Source organism: Dyadobacter psychrotolerans (genome assembly GCF_004349265.1).
Classification (GTDB): Bacteria; Bacteroidota; Bacteroidia; order Cytophagales; family Spirosomataceae; genus Dyadobacter; species Dyadobacter psychrotolerans.
Genome location: NZ_SMFL01000014.1, coordinates 149,919 through 169,170, shown reverse-complemented (window position 1 = coordinate 169,170; position 19,252 = coordinate 149,919). Strand labels below are relative to the sequence as shown.

The following is a 19,252-nucleotide window of genomic DNA, read 5'->3' as shown; positions in this document are numbered from 1 at the left end:
GATTACGATGAGAAGGGTAGTGAAAAATAAAAACAGGCTCCTTCGTTGACCTGGGCTTGTGCCCAAACTTTTCCGCCATGTTTTGCTATGATTTTTTGAACGATTGCCAGCCCAACACCGGTACCTTCAAATTCGTTGCTGCTGTGCAGGCGCTGAAATACTCCAAAAAGTTTATCGTAATACATCATGTCAAAACCTGCTCCGTTATCTCTGATGGAGAAAATACAGTTGTTTTCTTCTCTGTGGCAGGCGATCTGAATCCGTGTTTTTTGCTTTTTAGAGGTGTATTTCAGCGCGTTGGATACAAGATTTACCAACACCTGTCTTAACATATTCCGGTCACCAAAACCGGCATCGGGGCAGTCAAATTCAAACTGAATTTCACGTTCTGGTTCGAGCCGACAGAGCTGATCTGTTACCGATCTAACAAGCAGGTCCAGGTCTACACGCGCAAACGAAATCTGTTGTTTGCTTAGACGTGAAAAATCAAGCAGATTGTCAATAAGCTGACCCATCTTTTTGGAATTTGCAATGATTTCGCCAAGAAGATATTGGGCATCCTCGCCGAGTTTTTCAATATACTCTTCCAGCAGAATTTCGGTAAAACCGTTGATGGCCCGCAGCGGAGCCCGCAAATCGTGAGACACAGAATAAGAAAATGATTCGAGTTCCTGATTTGCTGCTTGTAGAACCAGCGCTTGTCTTTGTTTTTCAAGATACGCTGTTTCCAGCTCCTGCTTTGCCGCCTCCAGGGCAAGGGTCAGCTCTTTGATTTCAGCGTTTTGTCTGAGAAGATCCGCATTAGCCAAAGTGAGTGCGGCAGCTCTCTTTTCGTTTTCTATATTTTGCAGTACAAGTTCGTGGTTTGCCACAATCAGCTCCTGTGCTCTTTTTTCTTTTTCGTCATTTTGAAAAACGAGCTCTTTGTTGGCTGTAAGAAGCTCCTGAGCCCGCTTTTCCTTCTCCTTATTTTGAAGGTCAATTTCATTTACCGAGACAAGAACAAGTTTCGGGTTCTTCCATTTGTCCATGCTGCTGCGAAGTAAATTCTGATAGGTATGAGAGGGTACGAAAATTGATTGTCATCCAATCAGGATTCCGAATTACTTCGACAATATAAAACAAATTTGATTTGAAAGCGGAGATAAATTTAATTCAGAGATACTTTTTATTTTTTTTTCTTGCAAACCAAAAGTTGCTCATGCCGCAAACCGTCCTTACTCAACAGGATATAGCAGTGCCGCGCGATTGGCCTGAGCCGATTCTTTTGGCAGAGATTCCAGCACTTTTAGCACAGACTTGTCTTGATATACATTTACTCCGATTCTGAGCGCACTGCACAAATCATAAGGATAGTAAACAGAAAAGTGGTCATAATCCTCATAGCCAAGACTTATTGCTTTCGGAGCGATCTGCTGAAATGGCCATGGATTTTTGTCATCTGCATAACCTGCCATAAATTTGATCGATTCAAGGATATTTTTTTTGCCCCCGGCGTTGTAGTGCCAAAGATCAATCCCGGTCAAATCGCCTATTTGAGCCAATGCGATCAGCGCATGCAGGTTGTAAAGACTGTAATCAAATGATTTTGTCCGCTTTAATTCAAGTTTTTGACGGCCCAGAGAATCGATTTGAATATCAAAGAAACGCCTCGAAGCGTTTACGGTTTCTTTGGCAATTGTTTCATTTCCGGTAAAAAGGGCATATCTGGCGATTTGTACTGCGCACCAGCTTCCGTGATTGTTATCCGCGGCAGCTTCGCTTCTGCCCAGCTTGCTTGTCAGAAGCCAGTCCAGGTAACCTTTGAACCAATTTTGCAGCTGCTTGTGATCCGTTTGGGAAATCATACCTGCACTGCTTAGAATGTCGTCAGCATCAATCACCAGGGTCAGCCACCTGGAATCAATGATTCCGATCGGTGCACCTTTTTCGATGCCTGGTGTACATTGGGCAAAATTCATGTTTGGATTCATTTTAGTGTTTGGATCCAAAAACCAGGTTCTGATCAGCGTTACAGCCCTTTGTGCATACTTTACATCTTTGGAGTATGCATAAGCCAGCGCAAGCGTATTTACTGCAACCGACATGCGGCGAAGAAGCGGTTTGTCGGACCTGGCTTCGGTTTGCGGGTTGGTACGCCCGTCGCGGTTGATGTATGGATAGCCGCTTTTGGTATCCGGGTTGGGCCACATATAAGGTGCCCAGCTGTAATAGTCGTGTTTGTCGCCCGCCGGGCTCAGCGCTGCGTTGTCGGTGACAGAATATGCTTTTACCTTCATGGCCAGTTCTGCATCAGCCATAAGCTGTTTAACCGCCTGAGGTGCTTTTAGGGCAGGTGCTAATTTTTGTGTTGATAAGAACTTAGGTTGATTTTGCGCCTTGGTGTGGCAAAACAAAAAGGTTAACAGAAGTGTAAATAGAAGACTTTTAAACCGGGTCATGCTTTAAAATTTATTGGCCGAAACAAAAACGGTTATCCCAATAAGTCTAAAACAGGCATTATTTACTGCGCGTACTTTTTGCATTTTGGCTTGTGTCAGCTCATTTTTGGGTGTGAGTACAGATTCATTAGGATATTCTGATTGAAAAACGTTCTGGCGGCATAAGTCTTCAATCGGTGGTGGATTCTCAGTGACCGCTAAATAAGTCAGACGAGCAAGTTCACAGCAATTTTTTTAAATTTCTAAGCTTAAATCCGGCTATGATGAAATATGAATGTCTTTTTATAATGCTCTTAACCTGCGCGGCACAAAACTGTCTGGCTCAGGGCCGTGCTGATCAGAACATTCAGGACAGCATCATTGGCTGGTGGGCAAATAACAGATTCGACCATCTCAAACCGCAAACCGATCCCGTAGCAAAAAGAAAGGAGGCTGTGCTCAATGAAATCGTCAAGTGGATGAAAACCAGTTATACGCCCGTTGGCGGTTTAGGTACGTCTTCACGCTACATTGGTAGCAGACGTTATGGTGTAAACTTTCTGGTATGGAATGTCAGTCATGATAAGCAGTGGACTGAACCCGATGGCCGTTTCAAACCCATACCCGAGGAAAATACAAGATTTGACATATCGGTCAACCAATTGTACGGCGCATTTCCGATTCATTTTATTAATACCGGCCGTGAATTTTACTTTACCATCCAGCCCGATGGCTATGCTGTTAGCAAACAGGTCCTTGACGGCCGCAAAGGCGCTGATGCGCGCATTCATCCCAATGCATACAAATATATTACCTGGATAAACGAGTGGTGTACGGTGTATTTGGCGCCGGATAATAAACTGCCATGGACTCCGGTAAGCACAGGGGAGCTGCTTGAAAAGGCTGAGCAGGGACTTGCAAAGGTGCTGGCTGACAAAAGAAAAGAAGCGGCTGCGCAGTGGCCCTCAAATCAAAAGACTCAGCAGGAATCGGTAGACCAGTTCATCAAAACTGATCTGGAAAAATACCGCAGCAAAATACAGTTGCTTAAAAGCAGGTACAGTAATTCTTTGCACGAAAATGCGCTTATCAGAAGTATGCAGCCGAACATGTATAGCTTTGATACAGACCCGGACTTGTTTCAAGCAACAGGATTTGAAAAAGGTTTAAAGCAGTTTTATCAGGTGTTTAAACTCGACTCGGCAAGCTGGGCGAAAGCAAATGATATCAATCCGCTGTGGGTGGCAGTTTCGTTCCCTTTTGAAAATAAAGAAAGCGGTAATCAGCTTTATGAACTGTTTACGTCTCTGTCTGAGAATATCAACTATGATTATATCTACAACTACTTCTTTAATCCTGAAAGTATCAAAGCCAAAGCATACAGTGCTGCCAATGCAGGCGAGTTAAAGGCAAGACTGGAAGCCTACCGGCACAATACCGCAGGCAGACAAAAAACGATAGCCAGAAAACAGACCCATGTTTCTTCAAATATGGTCTTGTTTGATGATTTTTCCCAGGAATCACCCGGCGCAAAACCAGCAGGATGGCATTTTAGCTCCATCGGTAAAGCCCATACGGTCAGTAAAGTGGAAGGGCAGAATGGCAATTGGCTAAAGCTCGGATATGGCAACCAGCTCACATCTGCGACCCTGGAGTCCCTGCCAGAGAACTTTAATATAGAATATGACATACTCACCTCAGGTTTTGATGGCAGATGGGGCGCTAATATCACCATGGAGCTAAAAGGAAGCAAAAAAGGAAGTGATGGTCTGCAATATGCTTCCTTTCTGAAAACAAGCATCACCGCGGGCAATCAAAGTGCGCTGGAAGCAAAACATGACTACCGCGGAGAGGTCAATATCGAGCTTGTCAATACGCCCTCAAAAATGGATTACAATGATAAAGGGGGCTATTTTACCGCTCCACAATCTGTTTTCACCAATTCCAAACGCAAAGTGCATGTGCAGCTTTTAAAGAAAGGCGGCAGTGTTGCTTTGTTTCTGGACGGAAAAGAGCTTACCAACTCTTTGCAGTTTAAGACCAAATACGGTAAGCCTTGTGGTGATTGCAGCATTCCTGAAGGGATTACCTACAACAGTTTTACGATACGAAGTTTTACGCAGGATGCGGACTTAGTGGATTGTTATATAGGAAATATCAAAATCAGCAGTCTTTGATTCGCTTTGGTGACTGAGCACTGACTAAATAATTGAGTTGTTTTTTATCCACAGCCATCATAAATCTGTTTTACGGATTCAGATTCTGGATCTTCCATCTTATAGAAAATTGTTTGTAGTCTATGTAAACGATGCTACACGAGGGTCAGAAAACTTCGCGGGGTGGTTTCCAACTTTTTTTGAAATTTTGGTTTCTTTCGGTGCTTGAGAGGGGACTTTATGACTAAAATTTTGAATATTTGTACTCAAACGTTGTGAGCCTCGCAGGATTAAACAAATGGATAAGACATCTTATTATTTTGAACGGTTAGTTGGGAGCGGATCTTTTTTTAAACTTGAGACAAGAATCTTTCATGCAGTGTGTTTGGCCCTTGTGGTCTGCATCTCGATAAACATACCGGTTGCGCTTTACTTACAGATCCCTTCGCTTGCTGTACTGCTATCTGCTGTGGTGGTAAGTGCTGGCATTTTATACTATCTGTCACGGATCAAAAGTATGCATCAGCTTAGCGCTGGTGTTTTCCAGGTCTTTGTCAATGTCGCTTTGGTTTTTAATTATTACTTCAATTCGGGGATAAACGGGCCGACCTACACGATTTTTTTGCTGGCATTTCTCGTTTGCGTCGTTACGAGCCCAACCAAACAATACTACTTGTGGTTACCCTTAAATATCTTGCTGGTAACCGGGCTGCTCACGGTAGAATTCCTGTTTCCTGAAACAATTAAACTGACTTATCCGGACAGTCAGGGCAGATACATCGATATGGTCTTCTCTTATTTGATCATCGCCGGCTTTGCCTTTATGGTCACGGTTTACATCATAAAAGCGTATAATAAGCAGCGTGAGGAGTTGATTATTAAAACACAGGATCTGGAGACGGCCAATGTCACCAAGAACAAGCTTTTATCTGTGATCGGGCATGATTTAAAAGAGCCGATTGCTTCCCTGCAGAGTTATCTGGAGGTGCTCGTCGACTTTGAGCTCGATGAACAGGAAAAGCAGCAGATCAAAAGCCAGCTGCTGGCGATGACGAAAAATGCATCGATGATGCTTTCCAACATTCTTCTTTGGACCAGAGGGCAAATGCAGCATTTTAATCCGGATCTGCATACGCTTTCTGTAAGTGAAGCATTGGAATCGGTAATCAGTCAGGTGCAACGTATTGCTGACAATAAACAAATTCGTTTTTGGATTGACATTCCCGCGGTAATCACAGTGAAGGCCGACCGGCAAATGTTCGAGCTGGTTGTAAGAAATATCCTGATGAATGCAATCAAATTTACTTCAAGCAGGGGTAACATCTGGTTAAGTGCAAATATTGAAAATCAACAGTGTGTAATCTGTATCAAGGATGATGGCATTGGTATACCTGATCAGTTGCAAAAGGATATTTTCTCGCTTTCGGTAAAATCCCAACAGGGCACCGATCTGGAGCGGGGCGTGGGACTTGGATTGATGCTTTGCAAGGAATTTACAGAACTGCAGGGTGGTGAAATTACGTTCAAGAGCCGGCTTGCAGAGGGCACTACTTTCCGTCTGAGCTTCCCAGTCGTTGAGAACGCCAATTCGTAAGCTGTGATTTTGTAATTTACGGCATGAAAACAAAAGTCGACATACCTACACTTGGTATTAGTCAGTTCCAAATGGAGCATCAGCAGGGGGAACGTTTTCAGTACCATCAGATTGATGGTGCGCGTTTTATTGAAAAGCCCCATAAACATGATTTCTTTCTTTTCCTTTTGTTTCAGCAGGGGAGTGGTAAGCACACAATCGATTTTGTTGATTATCAGGTTGGGCCAAACCAAATTCATTTGCTTTTTCCCGACCAGGTGCATTCCTGGAAGTTAGATCAGAGTACCAGAGCCTACCAGATCATGATAAGCAAGCGTAGCTTTGAAACTTTTTCACACGCTTTCAGCAACGATTTGATTCAGTATCAAAATCATCCTGTGCTGGGGGTGGATGATCAAACCTTTGAAAAACTCCTGTATGAATTCCAGTCTATAGCCAATGAGCTTTTATCAGGAAAAGTTCTTTGGGATATGCTCAGTGCAAGGTGTCAGATCATTGCGCACATTGTCAGCCGCCAGGCAGCGCAGATATTTGAAAAGTCAGCAAATGGCCACAGTAAACCTGTACTGGCTGCGTTTCAACTGCTGATCAACAAACATTTTAAAGAGCAAAAGTCTGTTTCATTTTATGCCAGCCAGCTCAATGTCTCCCCTAATTACCTGAACATACTCTGTAAAAGACATTTGCAACATCCGGCCACCTGGCTGATTCATGCCAGGTTGACACTGGAAGCGAAGCGGCGGCTGCTAACTTCGAAGCAGCCTATCAAAGAAATTTCTTACGAGCTTGGCTTTTATGATCTGGCCTACTTTTCCAAATTCTTTAAAAGTCAGACTGGTTTGGCTCCAAGGCAGTTCAGAGATTTATCATAATATTAAAAATTGCCGATCTGATTCGTAAGTGTTATAATTTATACAAGTTATGGCATGAATCCTACCACTTTTTTGGTGATCAGACCCTTATTTTTGCATAAAACTACAAGTTCATGGACGCATCAAAGATTTCCCGTAAAAGTTTTATTAAAAACTCCTCGGTGCTGCTTGCAGCCGGGGCAGGTATTTTGACAGAATCGGCTGCCGCGCACAGAACCGGGCCTGAGCATACAGGTAAATCATTTATGTTAAAAAATGTAAGACTTGAGACGGGTTTTGAATATGAAGATGGCGAAGTTGTCCATACTAAAACAGCGCTGTTTTCCATTGAGATCGCTGAGGGTAAGGTAAAATCAGTCCTTGCCAATCAACCGGCTGCAAAGGCTGTTGATGCCAAAGGAATGCTTCTGTTGCCTGCATTTAAAGACATGCATATTCATCTGGACAAAACATTCTACGGACTAGGCTGGAAGGCAAAACTTGCAAAAAACAAAACCGTCAAGGATATGATCGCCTATGAGCAGCAGATCATCCCCGAGCTGCTTAAAACCTCGGTTCCCAGAACCGAAAAGCTCATTGAGCTGATGCAGTCCTACGGCACAAACTATGCCCGTTCGCATGTTAATATCGAGCCGACTTCGGGGCTTAACTCGTTGATGAATCTGCAAAAGGCACTTGAAAACAAGAAGGATTCCTTCCAGGCTGAGTTGGTAGCCTTCCCGCAGCACGGCATCTATTACACCAAGTCCGAGCAGCTGATGAAGGAGGCTGCCCAGATGGATATCGATTTTATCGGAGGTCTGGATCCGACCAGCATTGACGGCGCGATAGAAAAACATATGGATTTTGTCGTCCAGCTCGCCCTGGATCATCAGAAGGGTATTGATATACATCTTCATGAAAGCGGCGAATCGGGTCTGAAAACGATCAATTATTTGATAGACAAAGTGATCGAAAACCCGGTTTTGAAGGGTAGAACGTTTATCAGTCACAGCTTTGCGCTGGCAAACCTGGATAAAAGTAAATTAGAGCAAACCGCTCAAAAACTTGCCGGTGCCAAGATAGGTATCGCCTCGACGATTCCCTTCGGAAGCACAATAATGCCCATCCCGGTGCTTTACAAGCATGGTGTTGACGTAGTGTGCGGCAACGATTGTATCATTGACTGGTGGAGTACTTTCGGAAGCGGCAGCATTCTGCAGAAGGCAAATATGGCCGCGCAGTTATATGGCTACCGTACAGAGTTTGACCTTTCCAGAATTCTGAAATTAGCTACCCACAACGTTCTTCCCCTTGATGATAAAGGAAACCAGGCCTGGCCAAAAGCAGGCGACCAGGCAGATATGGTATTGGTTGAGGCGAGCTGCTCAGCAGAAGCCGTTTCGAGAATATCACCTGTCAGATCTTTGATCCACCGCGGCAAAATTGTTTTCTAAGCGGGATTAAACCAAGACTTTCATTCAACGCTAAATCCGGAGCGTCTTTCGGTTTCTTTCTCGCTTATCTGATCCGGCACAAAAGAGCCCAGCCTGATGTCTCCATCCGGGATATAACTGGCTATGATCACACCCGTGCTGGCTAGTTTTGCATCCGTTAGTTTCCACTGCGAGGGCTGCGTGCCTGAGTCAAAAAGCTTTTTGCCCGCGCCGAGTGTAATCGGAAATACCCAGGTGTGCAGCAGATCAACAAGCTTGTTTTCCAGCAGGGTCTGGACCAGTTTGCCGCTTCCATTGACAAGCAGATCCGGGCCCTGCTGCTGTTTTAGCTTTTTAAGCTCAGCTGCTACATCGCCAGTCAGAAGCGTGGAGTTTTGCCATGACAGATCTATGGTTTGGCGGCTGCTGACCACAAATTTTTGTATTTTATTGAACTTCTCTGAGGTCGGATCGTCTTTTTGATAGGGCCAGTGTGCAGCAAATATTTCATAGGTCGTCCGGCCCAAAAGCAAATCGAAAGGTTGGGAAGTTGACTGCTGCATGGTTTTATTCATCAGATCATCCCAATACTCAACAGACCAGCCTCCCCATTTGAAATGGTTATCCGGATCTTCAAATGGCCCGCCGGGCGATTGCAGAACGCCATCCATGCTAATAAAAGTGGAAACGATTATTTTTCTCATTACACCGTATTTAAATACAGCGAAAGTTACATGGAATCATCATTTAACACAGGGTGTGATCAGGACAGATTTTGGCTGTTTATGCGACAAAGCGCCGGAAGAGCTACGGTATTAGATGAAAAATAGCCAGTGGTTTGCTAAGCGTGCTTAGTGAGCTAGTAAAATGGATGCAGTAAAGATCCGCCAGCCACAGCTTTTAGATGGCAAGCGATCAGCTTCGAGTTAAGTAAAGCCAATGAAGAGAACAAGTTTGTCGATATTGTTTCTGATATTTCAGCCCCTGGCATCATTTAGCCAAAATCAGCCCGGTTGCCTATTGTGGGAAGTTAGTATGCCGGGTAGTGTGCACAGATCATATTTATTAGGCACGTTTCATGAAGTAAATTCCACCTTTTTTCGCTCGATTCCTCATGCGGCAGAAAAGTTAAAGCAATGTAAGGTATTATTTGTCGAGCAAACAGCCCCGGACGCTCATGGCGGATCACAGAGAAAGGCTGTTGAGAATCTGTCAATGAAGAAAACCTGGGATGTACGGCTGTGGAACACATTGTTGAATGCGGATCAGAAAACGATATTTGGGAATTTTATTGAAAAATCACAGGATTCATCCTGGTACAGATCATCGCCTTTACTTTTGCTGCTGACACTGAACCGGATATATAGTCAGAATTTTTGTGATACCACTGCTCGTAGCTCTAATCAGACAATGGATGGCTACATAGAAAATTTTGCTGTTGAAAACCACTTGCAGACTCGGTCCTTAGACACAGATCAGATGGCGATTATAGAAAATGCGTCTAATGATAATGGGTCAGGGCGCGATTTGATGTATGCCGAGGCCTGCTCGGATCTGATGGATAAGATGCTGCGTGATGATGCATCGCAATGCAGCTTTATGGAAGATTACCGAAACTTTAAATTGGATTATCAATTTGATACCGAATTGAAAAATATAAATATATCTTCTTCATTTCTACTGGACCGAAATAAAAAGTGGATTCAGACTTTGGATCAAGCCTTTAAAGATACCAGCTGTTTTGTTGCAGTTGGAATACGTCACTTATTTTACCAGGAAGGGTTAGTCCGGCAGCTTAGACAAAGAGGGTACAGCGTTGAGCCGGTCGTTCCCGACAGGCCCTAGCCGGTGTTGTCAAGATATCTTCGCCAGAAGCAGAGACGGGCTAATCTGAAAAAAATGAGCTATCAATAAAGCTTGCTGCCTTAGGAGTTCTTTTGAACTATTTCCATTTTGAAAATCGTTGGCACTGCTTTAAGTTTTTTACCTTATTAAGTATTCATTATATTCTTCTCAATAGCAGAAACATCCGTATCCACTGGATGAAATTTGCTTGTAACCACGGGATGAAATATAAAATAAATCTACAGCAATCTGGGCGTTGAGACAGTAACTTTATCGGGGAAGTCTTTCCCACGGATTTTTCTGAGCGTTTATCACTGCGCTATCCCTGCTGGTTTGATCGGTAATTTCAGGGCTGAGCCTTGGACTGCGGGAAGCTAACGCGGGTGCTGCGACTCTTTTGCCTGCTGAATCAGCTGCCTTGACAGCAGATATACCCGAATGTGAAACGATCTGAGTCCTTGCAAAAAGTGTCAGCAGAAGAATTGCCAACATACATAAATGTTTCCTTGTGGTCATATTTACTTAATAAAAAGATGTAGACACCGATTAATCGGAATATATTTCGGATTGAAAAATAACGGGTGAAATCTCATCACCGGTCGTCTGGCAAGCAGGCAGTCCGATGGCGAAAAATGATATGTGGGGGAGGTTTGTCTGATCGTTTTTGTAAAGCAGAAAAATAAAAATCACACTTCCAAAAAACAACCATAGACAAAGCGTAGACAGGTATTGTAAATAACTGTTTATGAGTGAAATAAATTTTTAAAAGATTTAGAAACTAACGGTTTGGCAGGTGGCAAGAAGTTTATTTTTTATAACCGGGGCGCTTTGTAAAATAACAGATTAGCAGTTGGTCCGCTCGAATAGGCCTGGGTATTTACACAAAAATTTTTTCATCCAACAAGATTGGCGCAGGAAAAGACACTGGCTTTACTTATTTGAATGATAACGCATCTCTCTTCCATTATGCTATCCATCGCAAACTTTTCAGATCTACCGTTATATGTATGCGTGCAGACCGGAGTCCAGGATGTTAAATCATAGTCTAATCTAAAGTTGCAGCGGTAACAGTGCACTTTCAATGATGTCAGCCAGTAGGCCGGCAAACGCAAATCAAGTGTAAAATGCCGTTTTTTATTTAGCAACTGATTTGCAAAGAAATCTTGGTGCAATGCTTTCAGAATACTTCGTTATCAGATTCAGAATTTCAAGCGACAAGCTATTAATAATCATCGACATACTAGGTTTGGGTATGTCAATTGGCTGGTGAATTGCCGGATATTGAGCAAAAAACTTATAGTCAGATGAGCATACTGTTTGACTCAGCAAGCAACAATGATACGCCTTCATTGTCGTTGAAGTATTTATTGATACTGTTGTCATGCAAGTAAACTGGTTGCGGATCTTTCATTCACAAAGATTGCTCCGGACTTTACGAGAATTTAAAGTGGTTGAAAATTCAGTAGGTGAATTCGTTTTTCTTGTGGCCGGTGGGGCTAGTTCTCATGCTGCATAAAAAAGCCACGCCCGATTTCACTACACCAAACATGTTGGTGCAGAGAATGGGGCGTGGATTCTCCATTGCTGCGACTGCGCTATTCAGCGGAAATTACCATCCAAAATTCTGAACCAACTGGCGGTTAACGTCCATTTCGTTAATCGGAATGGGCATCAGATAGTGACGATATTCAAAAACACGGGTTTGTAGGGGGACCTTCTTATAAAATACAGCCAAACCTGCTTCCTGACTGTTTACATTCAGGCCAGTTGCCACCAGTTCACCTGAAGCAGGCCTTGAATTCATTCCGTGAACAGCTCCGCGATCTACGTTTTCGGCAATCAGCCAGCGCCTGACATCCCAGAACCTGTGCGCTTCAAATGCAAATTCCACTCTTTTTTCATTTCTTACACGGCTTCTGAAACCTTCAAGTGTATTGTCTGATGCAACGACGGGTAGCCCTGGCATATTTACGCGCGCACGTACCTTATTGATTGCAGCGACAGCTTCCGCATTCGGACCGCCATTGTATTCATTTAGTGCTTCGGCATAGGCCAGATAGAATTCCGCCAATCTGAAAATCGGGTAATTCCGGCGGGCATCAGGTGAAGTGTACCAGTTGCCGATATCAACGCTAGGGTCCAGCCATTTCCGGATCGTGTAACCACTGATAGAAGTTGTGCCTCCTCCCTGCATTGGCCATCCATTGGACCCGTTCGCCTGCCCTGCACCCCACCATGCCAAACGGATCGGTATTCTTGTAGTAGCTGCTGCCCACATACTGTTCTGGAAGGAAACGGTAGCATAGAAACGAGGATCACGATCTTTATATCTGTTCGAAACATTTGTCAGCGTTACTGTCGCTGCCGTACCGTCACCTCCAACGACAGGCGCCGTCCAGAACCCTGTCTCTGTATAACCTGAGGTAGGGTCAGAAATCGGTTTGCCGTTTTTCATTTCATAGCTTTCTACCAGTTCCTCCAAAGGGCTATAATTGGACCAGCCACGGAATGCTCCGCCATAGGGCAAGTGGTTTTGCTCGATCATCTTCGTGTTTGGATGATTGTAGGGTAAAATAGTTTCCTGCCAGTCTCGGGTATAGAATAATTTTTCGTAACTATTAATCGGATCCGTTGAGGTATACAATTTGTAATCCAGATCCAGGACCTTTTTAGCTGCATCCGCTGCCAGTTTCCATTTTTCTTTATCATACGCCTGAGGGAAAAGTGCCTTGCCATCCGGATTTTTAACACCTGCATATTTGCTGTTACCGTTAAATAGCGGGCTGGCTGCATATAACAAGGTACGTGCGGCTAACGCAAGTGCGGCACCTTTATTCGCCCTGCCCAACTCAGCATCGGGGTGGTGAGCCGGAAGCTGCGTGGCAATTTGATTACATTCAGAGACGATAAAATTAACGACTTCATCCACGGAATTTCTTGCTACTGCATATTCATCGGGATTTGTATAGTCCAAAGACTTAGTGATCAACGGAACGGCACCGTACATCCGGAATAAATCGAAGTAGAACATTGCTCTTAAAAAGCGCGCTTCGGCAACATACTGCGGGATCAATACAGCATACTTTGAACTCTGCTCAGCCGGAATGGGGACCGAAGTGATTTTCTCCAAAAATATATTAGCCTTTCGGATATCCTGATATCTTCCTGACCAGTTGCCAAAAGGGTTATTCCCCGCAGTCCATGCTCCCATGTTATACTGATCAGAGGAAGATCCTGCATACCAGTGAAATACCGCTTCGTCCGTCGCACAAGCCAGCTCACTGATAACAGACCCATCGGTCAAACCTGATGGCAACTTGCTGTAAATCTGCGCCAAAGCAGCGTTGGCACTGTTAATGTTTGTCCAGATCTTGTCCTCGGTGACAAGCTCAGAAGGTACCACGTCCAGATACTGCTCACAGGATGTCGAACAGCTAATTAAGGCACTTATAATAAATATTTTAGAAATGTATTTTTTCATGTTGATTTCAATAAATTCAGATTACAGACCAATCGTTAAACCAGAGTTAAATACCCTTTGCTGCGGGTAGTTTCTTGAATTGTCAGGAATCTCAGGATCAAAGACTTTAATTTTATCCCAGGTAACCAGGTTAATCGCGTTAACAAAAAGACGTACGTTTTTCAATCCCACTTTTGCAGATATTGTTTTAGGTAGTGTAAACCCTAACTCTACGTTTTTAAGCCTTACATAATCTCTCGATACCAGCCAGTGTGTAGACGTCCGGTTGTTGTTCACATTGTTGGCCGAGGACAGACGCGGGTATTTTGCATCCGGGTTTTCGGGTGTCCAATAATTGTCTTTTACATCCGCCATTACCCCAACATCACCGCTGAATGGCCATACTACATCACCCGTCAGCCAGACACTTCCGCCGAAGGCTCCCTGTAACAACACACTAAAATCAAAGAATCTGTTGTTGTATCCGAAAGAAAAACCACCCATGGTTGTCGGCAATGTCACTTTTCCGTTGTAAGCTCTGTCCAGGTCGTTGATCACATTATCACCGTTCATGTCCTGGTATTTGATGTCACCTGGTATAATGTTGCCAAACTGCGCCTGGCTTGGGCTATTGTTGATGTCTTCCTGGTTTTGAAAATAACCAAGTGCAATATGTGAAAGCTGCTCATTGATGCTTCTACCGGTTCTTTTGGCATATGGACGATCGGCATAACTTGGCTCATCCATCTGGATGATCTTGTTACGTGCATAGGAAATATTTCCTTTTACAAAGAAGCTTCCGTTTGCACCCAGTCGCTTTCTGAGTTGAGCTTCCAGTTCAAATCCTTTATTCTCTACTTCTCCCAGATTTAGGTAAGGAAGGCTGGTAATCCCGGTAGTAGCCGGAATGGTACCCGGCTGGGCCAGGATATTTTTCCGGCGTTCGTAAAATATATCACCTGAAAAAGTAAGCTCATCGTTAAAAAAGCCAGCATCCACCCCAAAGTTGTATTTCAACGCTTTTTCCCAGGTTACATTCGTTGCTCCGAGTAAATCCTCGGCAGCACCCGGATAAGCAACGCCATTATAGTCGCGACCGAAAGTATATCCCCCTACGCTCTGCGACCAGGTACTTTGGTACAGAAACCGGCGCTGCCCGATTTTATCATTACCTACTGCACCGACAGAACCGCGGAATTTCATCAGGCTGACAAAAGGCAAACCTGATTTGAAAAATGATTCGTTGGATAAAATCCATGAGGCAGAGGCCGATGGGAAGAAATCATAACGGCGGCCTGCCGGGAAGTTCTCCGATCCGTTATATCCGAAATTGACCTCTCCGAAATAGGTACTTTTGTAGGCATATGTCGCTCTTCCTACGAATCCGTTGTATTTGAACGGCAGACCGGCAATGGCATTGGCTCCTCCGGTAGCAATCGCATCGAAGAAACTTTGCTGATTGTACAGCAGCATCCCGGTTACATTGTGCTGTTTTCCAAAAGTGCGGTCATAATTTAAATAGAATTCCATCCATGTCCGTCGGTTACTGTTGGCATTGACCCCGTATCCCAGCGTATTGGTCCCCTCCATAATACGCCGGTAAGTACCCTTAGACAAATCCGTCTCATTCTCATCGGCCAGCGAATACTGATATGTCCACATATTTTTAGTCCTGCTTACGTTCCGGTAACTATATGCATCAAATGACAACCGGCCTTTTACACTAAGACCTTCGGTAATAAAGGGCAACTTCAAAGTAAAACCTGTTGTGGCCTGTAAGGTATTTTCGAAATTACGCTGATATCCCAGCTGAGTCATCCGGCCAAATGGGTTATAAGCCTTTGAATCCAAACCTGAAATACTGCCATCAGGATTGGTGACTGGGTACAGCCAGGGCTGCATCGCCTGAAGATTACCGAATATTTCACCTGCACCCAGCGCAGGAAAATTGTTATCCCGGACGATACTTCCCAGATTGAGCTCCATGTCCAGAAAACGGTTGATGTTCAGGTCGATATTGGATCGGAAATTGTATCGGTTGGAACGAGCCTGGATGTCATATTCCGAGATTTCATTGGCATGGTTATACAATCCGTTCTGACGCAGGTAGGATAAGGATACAAAATGTTTAACCGTGCTGTTTCCTCCGGAAATGTTGATATTCGCCTGAGACATAGTCGATGAGGGCTTAATCATTTCTTTAAGCCAGTTTACATTCGGATAAAGATATTCGTAAGAAGGCTTGCTGCGGTCACGGAACTTATTAAGATAATCATCGGTATACAGCGTCGCATTCTTGTTGTCATTGATCAGTGCGGTGCGGTAGAGCGAAAGCGCATCATAGGAATCCAGATATTCCGGCAGACGTGTCGGCGCCTGTATCCCATGCTGCATGGTCACAGAAATACTTGATTTTCCATCCACCCCGCGACGGGTGGTTACCAGCACGACTCCATTAGCTCCCCTTACCCCATATACGGCGGTCGAGGAAGCATCTTTCAGGATGGTAACCGAAGCAACTTCATTGGCATCGATACTTCCAAAAGAACGTTCAACCCCATCGACCAAAATCAGGGGATTCTGGCTTCCGGAGAAAGTGGCCATCCCCCGTATCCACAACTGCGCCCCGTCATAACCCGGCTCGCCGCTATTCTGAAGGGTGGTAAGTCCAGGCAATCTGCCGGCCAGTGCATTACTTAAATTGGCAACCGGGCTTTGGGTAAGCTCCTTGGTTCCAACAGAAGAGATAGCCCCGGTTACCGTCAGCTTTTTCTGAGTGCCGTAACCCACCACTACAAATTCATTCAGATCATTATTTTGTTCAGCTAAGGTGATAGTCAACTCGCGGCCAGCCACTGCTTTAACGTGCTGCGTTACATAGCCAATAAAGCTAATTACCAAACTATCCTGCTGGGATGCACCAATAGAGAATTTGCCATTTACATCAGAGGTGGTACCTCTGGTTGTTCCCTTAACCTGAACAGTTGCTCCAACGACGGGAGACTTATCGACGGCCAGCACCTGACCGCTGACATCAGCATTTTGCCCAAAAGAATAGGACACACTGACAAGACAGCAAATAAAAAGAAGTAAATGTTTCATGCATTGATTTAAAAAAAAGTAAAAAATGTTAAACAGTCTTGATTGATAGTCAGCCATTAAAGCGCAGGTGCTATCCTTACTCAGCTACTACCATACAATACATTCCATTGTGCACAGCAATCCCCGGCGATCCACTTTTGATGGTCTTTAAATGAGGATCACGAAATCTGTTTACAGGCCCTCAGCACGAGGCTTACCAACAGCCAGCTTCTAAAGTGCAAGCTTTATTTCTTTGGCAAATTTGACTTTGTAATTCAGTCTCGGGTAACCAGGTGAAATTAGGGCAATTTGTTAAAATCGGTAAACTTTTCCGTTGTTATTTAATCCGGTTTTTTGAATGATTTCTCTTTTATCCGTGCGATTTGCTCTCATGGGTATACGATTTTATTGAACATTATTTCCGCTATCCGCGTAATAAACATTGATGTCGCATTCTAAACACAGAATATCAAAAATGACAACTTGTATTTAGTCGGGCCGGACCTGACAGTGCTTGTTATTATTTTCGAAAGTTAGGACGCTCAATCGTTAAATTCTTAGTATAAATTAATCGCTATTTGACCGATCTTAACATTTTTCTTTCATTCGTTATGTGTTCTTGGAAATAAGTAGGCGATAATATCATTAATCCTTGTTTTTGACGAATATTATTTTCCTGCTACACATAATTGAAGTATTTTAATTCATTGATGTGATCGACATGGTAAAGTTCAGTCTGGGGGCAGTAAACCAGAGATCGAATTTACATAACTTGATTTTTAAACCATTTTTTAGGTTAAAGCCTTGGAAATTATTTGATTTTCTAAATGCTTGAAAGAAAGCCATAATATAGTAAAGCGTCAGATACAGGCAGCAAACTTTGCCTGATGAACGCTTTGTATGGGGCCACAGTCGCAGATTAACAAGACAGAGTATTTTAAAAAGGTATAATCATGGATGCAGGTTAATGTTTGGTTCAGGATTATTACCTGATCAGAGATACGAAGATCATTTGGATGAAGGTGGTAAATATCTGCATTCCGGAATGCAGCAAGCCGCAAAGTTTGTGAGACCAATGGTCTTTTGCGGGGTGTATTCCGTAGAGCTGGCGCTTCTTTGGCGCCACTTACGAATGAAATGAATGAGCGAATATGGAAAGCGAATAGGGAACATGCAGAGTCTCAGACAAAAGAAGGCGCAATCAAGTGTGTGTATGTTAGCTGGAAAACAAATCATTTGGTTGATTTTATAGTCAGGTATTGAACGTGATTTCAAAGACTTTTGCTGAATCGGAGCCGCCAGCTGAAAACGCCCGTTGGCAAAAATGTTTCTTTTATTATGACTTTGAAAATGTTTTCTGCAAAAGTGATTTTGGCTTGTAAAGCGAGGTTTGTTGAAAGGTTTAAGTTTGTATCCTGACATGGGCGCAGAACTGGATGGGGAAAACAATGTGATAGCATAAAATTAAGGGCAGAGGCAACCAATAAGTTAAAATAAGTGTCACTTGTTAAAAAATGAAGATATTACCTTTCTTTGAAAGGTCATTGGTCTGAATTTCGTTACATTTTTAATTAACCTGCTACCTACCACAAAATAGCCATAGCCATGAAAATGAAAAGAATTTTAATGTCCGTAATTCTGATCAGTTCATTTTTTGCCTGCAATAAATCCAGCAGAGCAGATACGCCGGCAGAAAAGTCCGAGCTTGCAAAGGATACTTCCCTGATCATGAATGAGGCGCGCAGTGCCCACCTTGCTGATTCTATCGATCTGAGCAAAGTGCCTTTCAGTGAGAAGGAGTTGGGCGCGTTTCCCGTTTTTGACCCTCCGGCGGATCTAGTCCCTCTGAACAAGCCACTTACGCGCGACTTTGACCGGGTGTTTTTCCCCACAAGGGAGGGGATGATTCCCATCGAAGGAAAGGTCTACAAAGCATTTATAACGGGTGTCACCGGTAAAGAATGGTCTTTGCCTTATTTTGAAAAGAGCTACAAGGACCTGATCACAGCGGCTGGCGGGGCACTGTTGTTTCAAGGGAAAGTACCACAAAAAGAACTCGACCGTATCAAAGACGAAGCTACCTATTTTGGTGAAGAAGGCTCGATTGACTATACAAACAATGTGGTGAAAGTTTACGCAATTCGTAGAAAAGAGGGAGATCATCTATTTGTGCAGTTATCAGGATACAGTGCAGGCGGTTCCATACAGATTCTTCAGCTACCCAAAGCGGCGAAGTGATGAAAGCATCCGAATATGAAAACACCTATTGCTAAGGACTTATAGGGATTGCGTGGCTCAATCTGCATGTGCCAGAAAAGCTATTAAAAGAAGGCGCAGTTTCTAGTGGATATAATTTAAAGAGGCTCCTTACAGCCGCGATCGGTGCAGCTGCACAAAAACCAGATGATA

12 protein-coding genes are annotated in these 19,252 nt (G+C 43.8%); 6 read left to right on the top strand and 6 right to left on the bottom strand.

Annotated features, from left to right (window positions below):
• Positions 1–2 precede the first annotated feature (2 nt).
• A complete protein-coding gene (locus tag E0F88_RS27555; protein ID WP_131961563.1) occupies positions 3–1,031 on the bottom strand; it encodes a sensor histidine kinase in 1,029 nt (342 codons plus the stop codon).
• A gap of 186 nt (positions 1,032–1,217) precedes the next feature.
• Positions 1,218–2,441, bottom strand: a complete 1,224-nt coding sequence (locus E0F88_RS27550) for an alginate lyase family protein (protein ID WP_131961562.1) — start codon at positions 2,439–2,441, stop codon at positions 1,218–1,220.
• Positions 2,442–2,701: 260 nt separating this feature from the next.
• On the opposite strand from E0F88_RS27550, the gene E0F88_RS27545 reads away from it, so the two are divergent.
• The 4 genes from E0F88_RS27545 to E0F88_RS27530 all read left to right on the top strand — a co-directional run bounded on the left by E0F88_RS27545 (position 2,702) and on the right by E0F88_RS27530 (position 8,478).
• Entirely contained in the window at positions 2,702–4,597 is a 1,896-nt protein-coding gene (locus E0F88_RS27545) for a hypothetical protein (protein WP_131961561.1), read from the top strand.
• Between the two features lie 277 nt (positions 4,598–4,874).
• Positions 4,875–6,170, top strand: coding sequence for a sensor histidine kinase (locus tag E0F88_RS27540; RefSeq protein ID WP_131961560.1), 1,296 nt, complete (start codon positions 4,875–4,877; stop codon positions 6,168–6,170).
• 23 nt (positions 6,171–6,193) lie between these two features.
• Positions 6,194–7,042 carry an AraC family transcriptional regulator gene (locus E0F88_RS27535; RefSeq protein WP_131961559.1) on the top strand — a complete coding sequence of 283 codons (849 nt, stop codon included), beginning with the start codon at positions 6,194–6,196 and terminating at the stop codon, positions 7,040–7,042.
• A 113-nt stretch (positions 7,043–7,155) separates the two neighbouring features.
• Positions 7,156–8,478 (top strand): amidohydrolase, encoded by a 1,323-nt coding sequence (locus E0F88_RS27530; RefSeq protein ID WP_131961558.1) that lies wholly within the window; start codon positions 7,156–7,158, stop codon positions 8,476–8,478.
• Positions 8,479–8,498: 20 nt separating this feature from the next.
• Here the strand turns inward: E0F88_RS27530 and E0F88_RS27525 are convergent, their stop codons facing one another.
• Positions 8,499–9,161 (bottom strand): dihydrofolate reductase family protein, encoded by a 663-nt coding sequence (locus E0F88_RS27525; RefSeq protein ID WP_131961557.1) that lies wholly within the window; start codon positions 9,159–9,161, stop codon positions 8,499–8,501.
• Between the two features lie 235 nt (positions 9,162–9,396).
• Here E0F88_RS27525 and E0F88_RS27520 point away from each other — a divergent pair, with 235 nt between their 5' ends.
• Positions 9,397–10,302 (top strand): TraB/GumN family protein, encoded by a 906-nt coding sequence (locus E0F88_RS27520; RefSeq protein ID WP_131961556.1) that lies wholly within the window; start codon positions 9,397–9,399, stop codon positions 10,300–10,302.
• Positions 10,303–10,572: 270 nt separating this feature from the next.
• On the opposite strand, the gene E0F88_RS27515 is transcribed toward E0F88_RS27520, so the two are convergent.
• The 3 genes from E0F88_RS27515 to E0F88_RS27505 all read right to left on the bottom strand — a co-directional run bounded on the left by E0F88_RS27515 (position 10,573) and on the right by E0F88_RS27505 (position 16,864).
• A complete protein-coding gene (locus E0F88_RS27515) occupies positions 10,573–10,794 on the bottom strand; it encodes a hypothetical protein (protein WP_131961555.1) in 222 nt (73 codons plus the stop codon).
• 1,117 nt (positions 10,795–11,911) lie between these two features.
• On the bottom strand, positions 11,912–13,783 hold the full coding sequence (locus E0F88_RS27510) for a RagB/SusD family nutrient uptake outer membrane protein (protein WP_131961554.1): 1,872 nt from the start codon (positions 13,781–13,783) through the stop codon (positions 11,912–11,914).
• A 21-nt stretch (positions 13,784–13,804) separates the two neighbouring features.
• Positions 13,805–16,864, bottom strand: coding sequence for a SusC/RagA family TonB-linked outer membrane protein (locus tag E0F88_RS27505; RefSeq protein WP_165940166.1), 3,060 nt, complete (start codon positions 16,862–16,864; stop codon positions 13,805–13,807).
• A gap of 1,584 nt (positions 16,865–18,448) precedes the next feature.
• Here E0F88_RS27505 and E0F88_RS27500 point away from each other — a divergent pair.
• Positions 18,449–19,081: a hypothetical protein gene (locus tag E0F88_RS27500; protein WP_131961552.1), complete on the top strand. Its 633-nt coding sequence runs from the start codon at positions 18,449–18,451 to the stop codon at positions 19,079–19,081.
• Positions 19,082–19,252 lie beyond the last annotated feature (171 nt).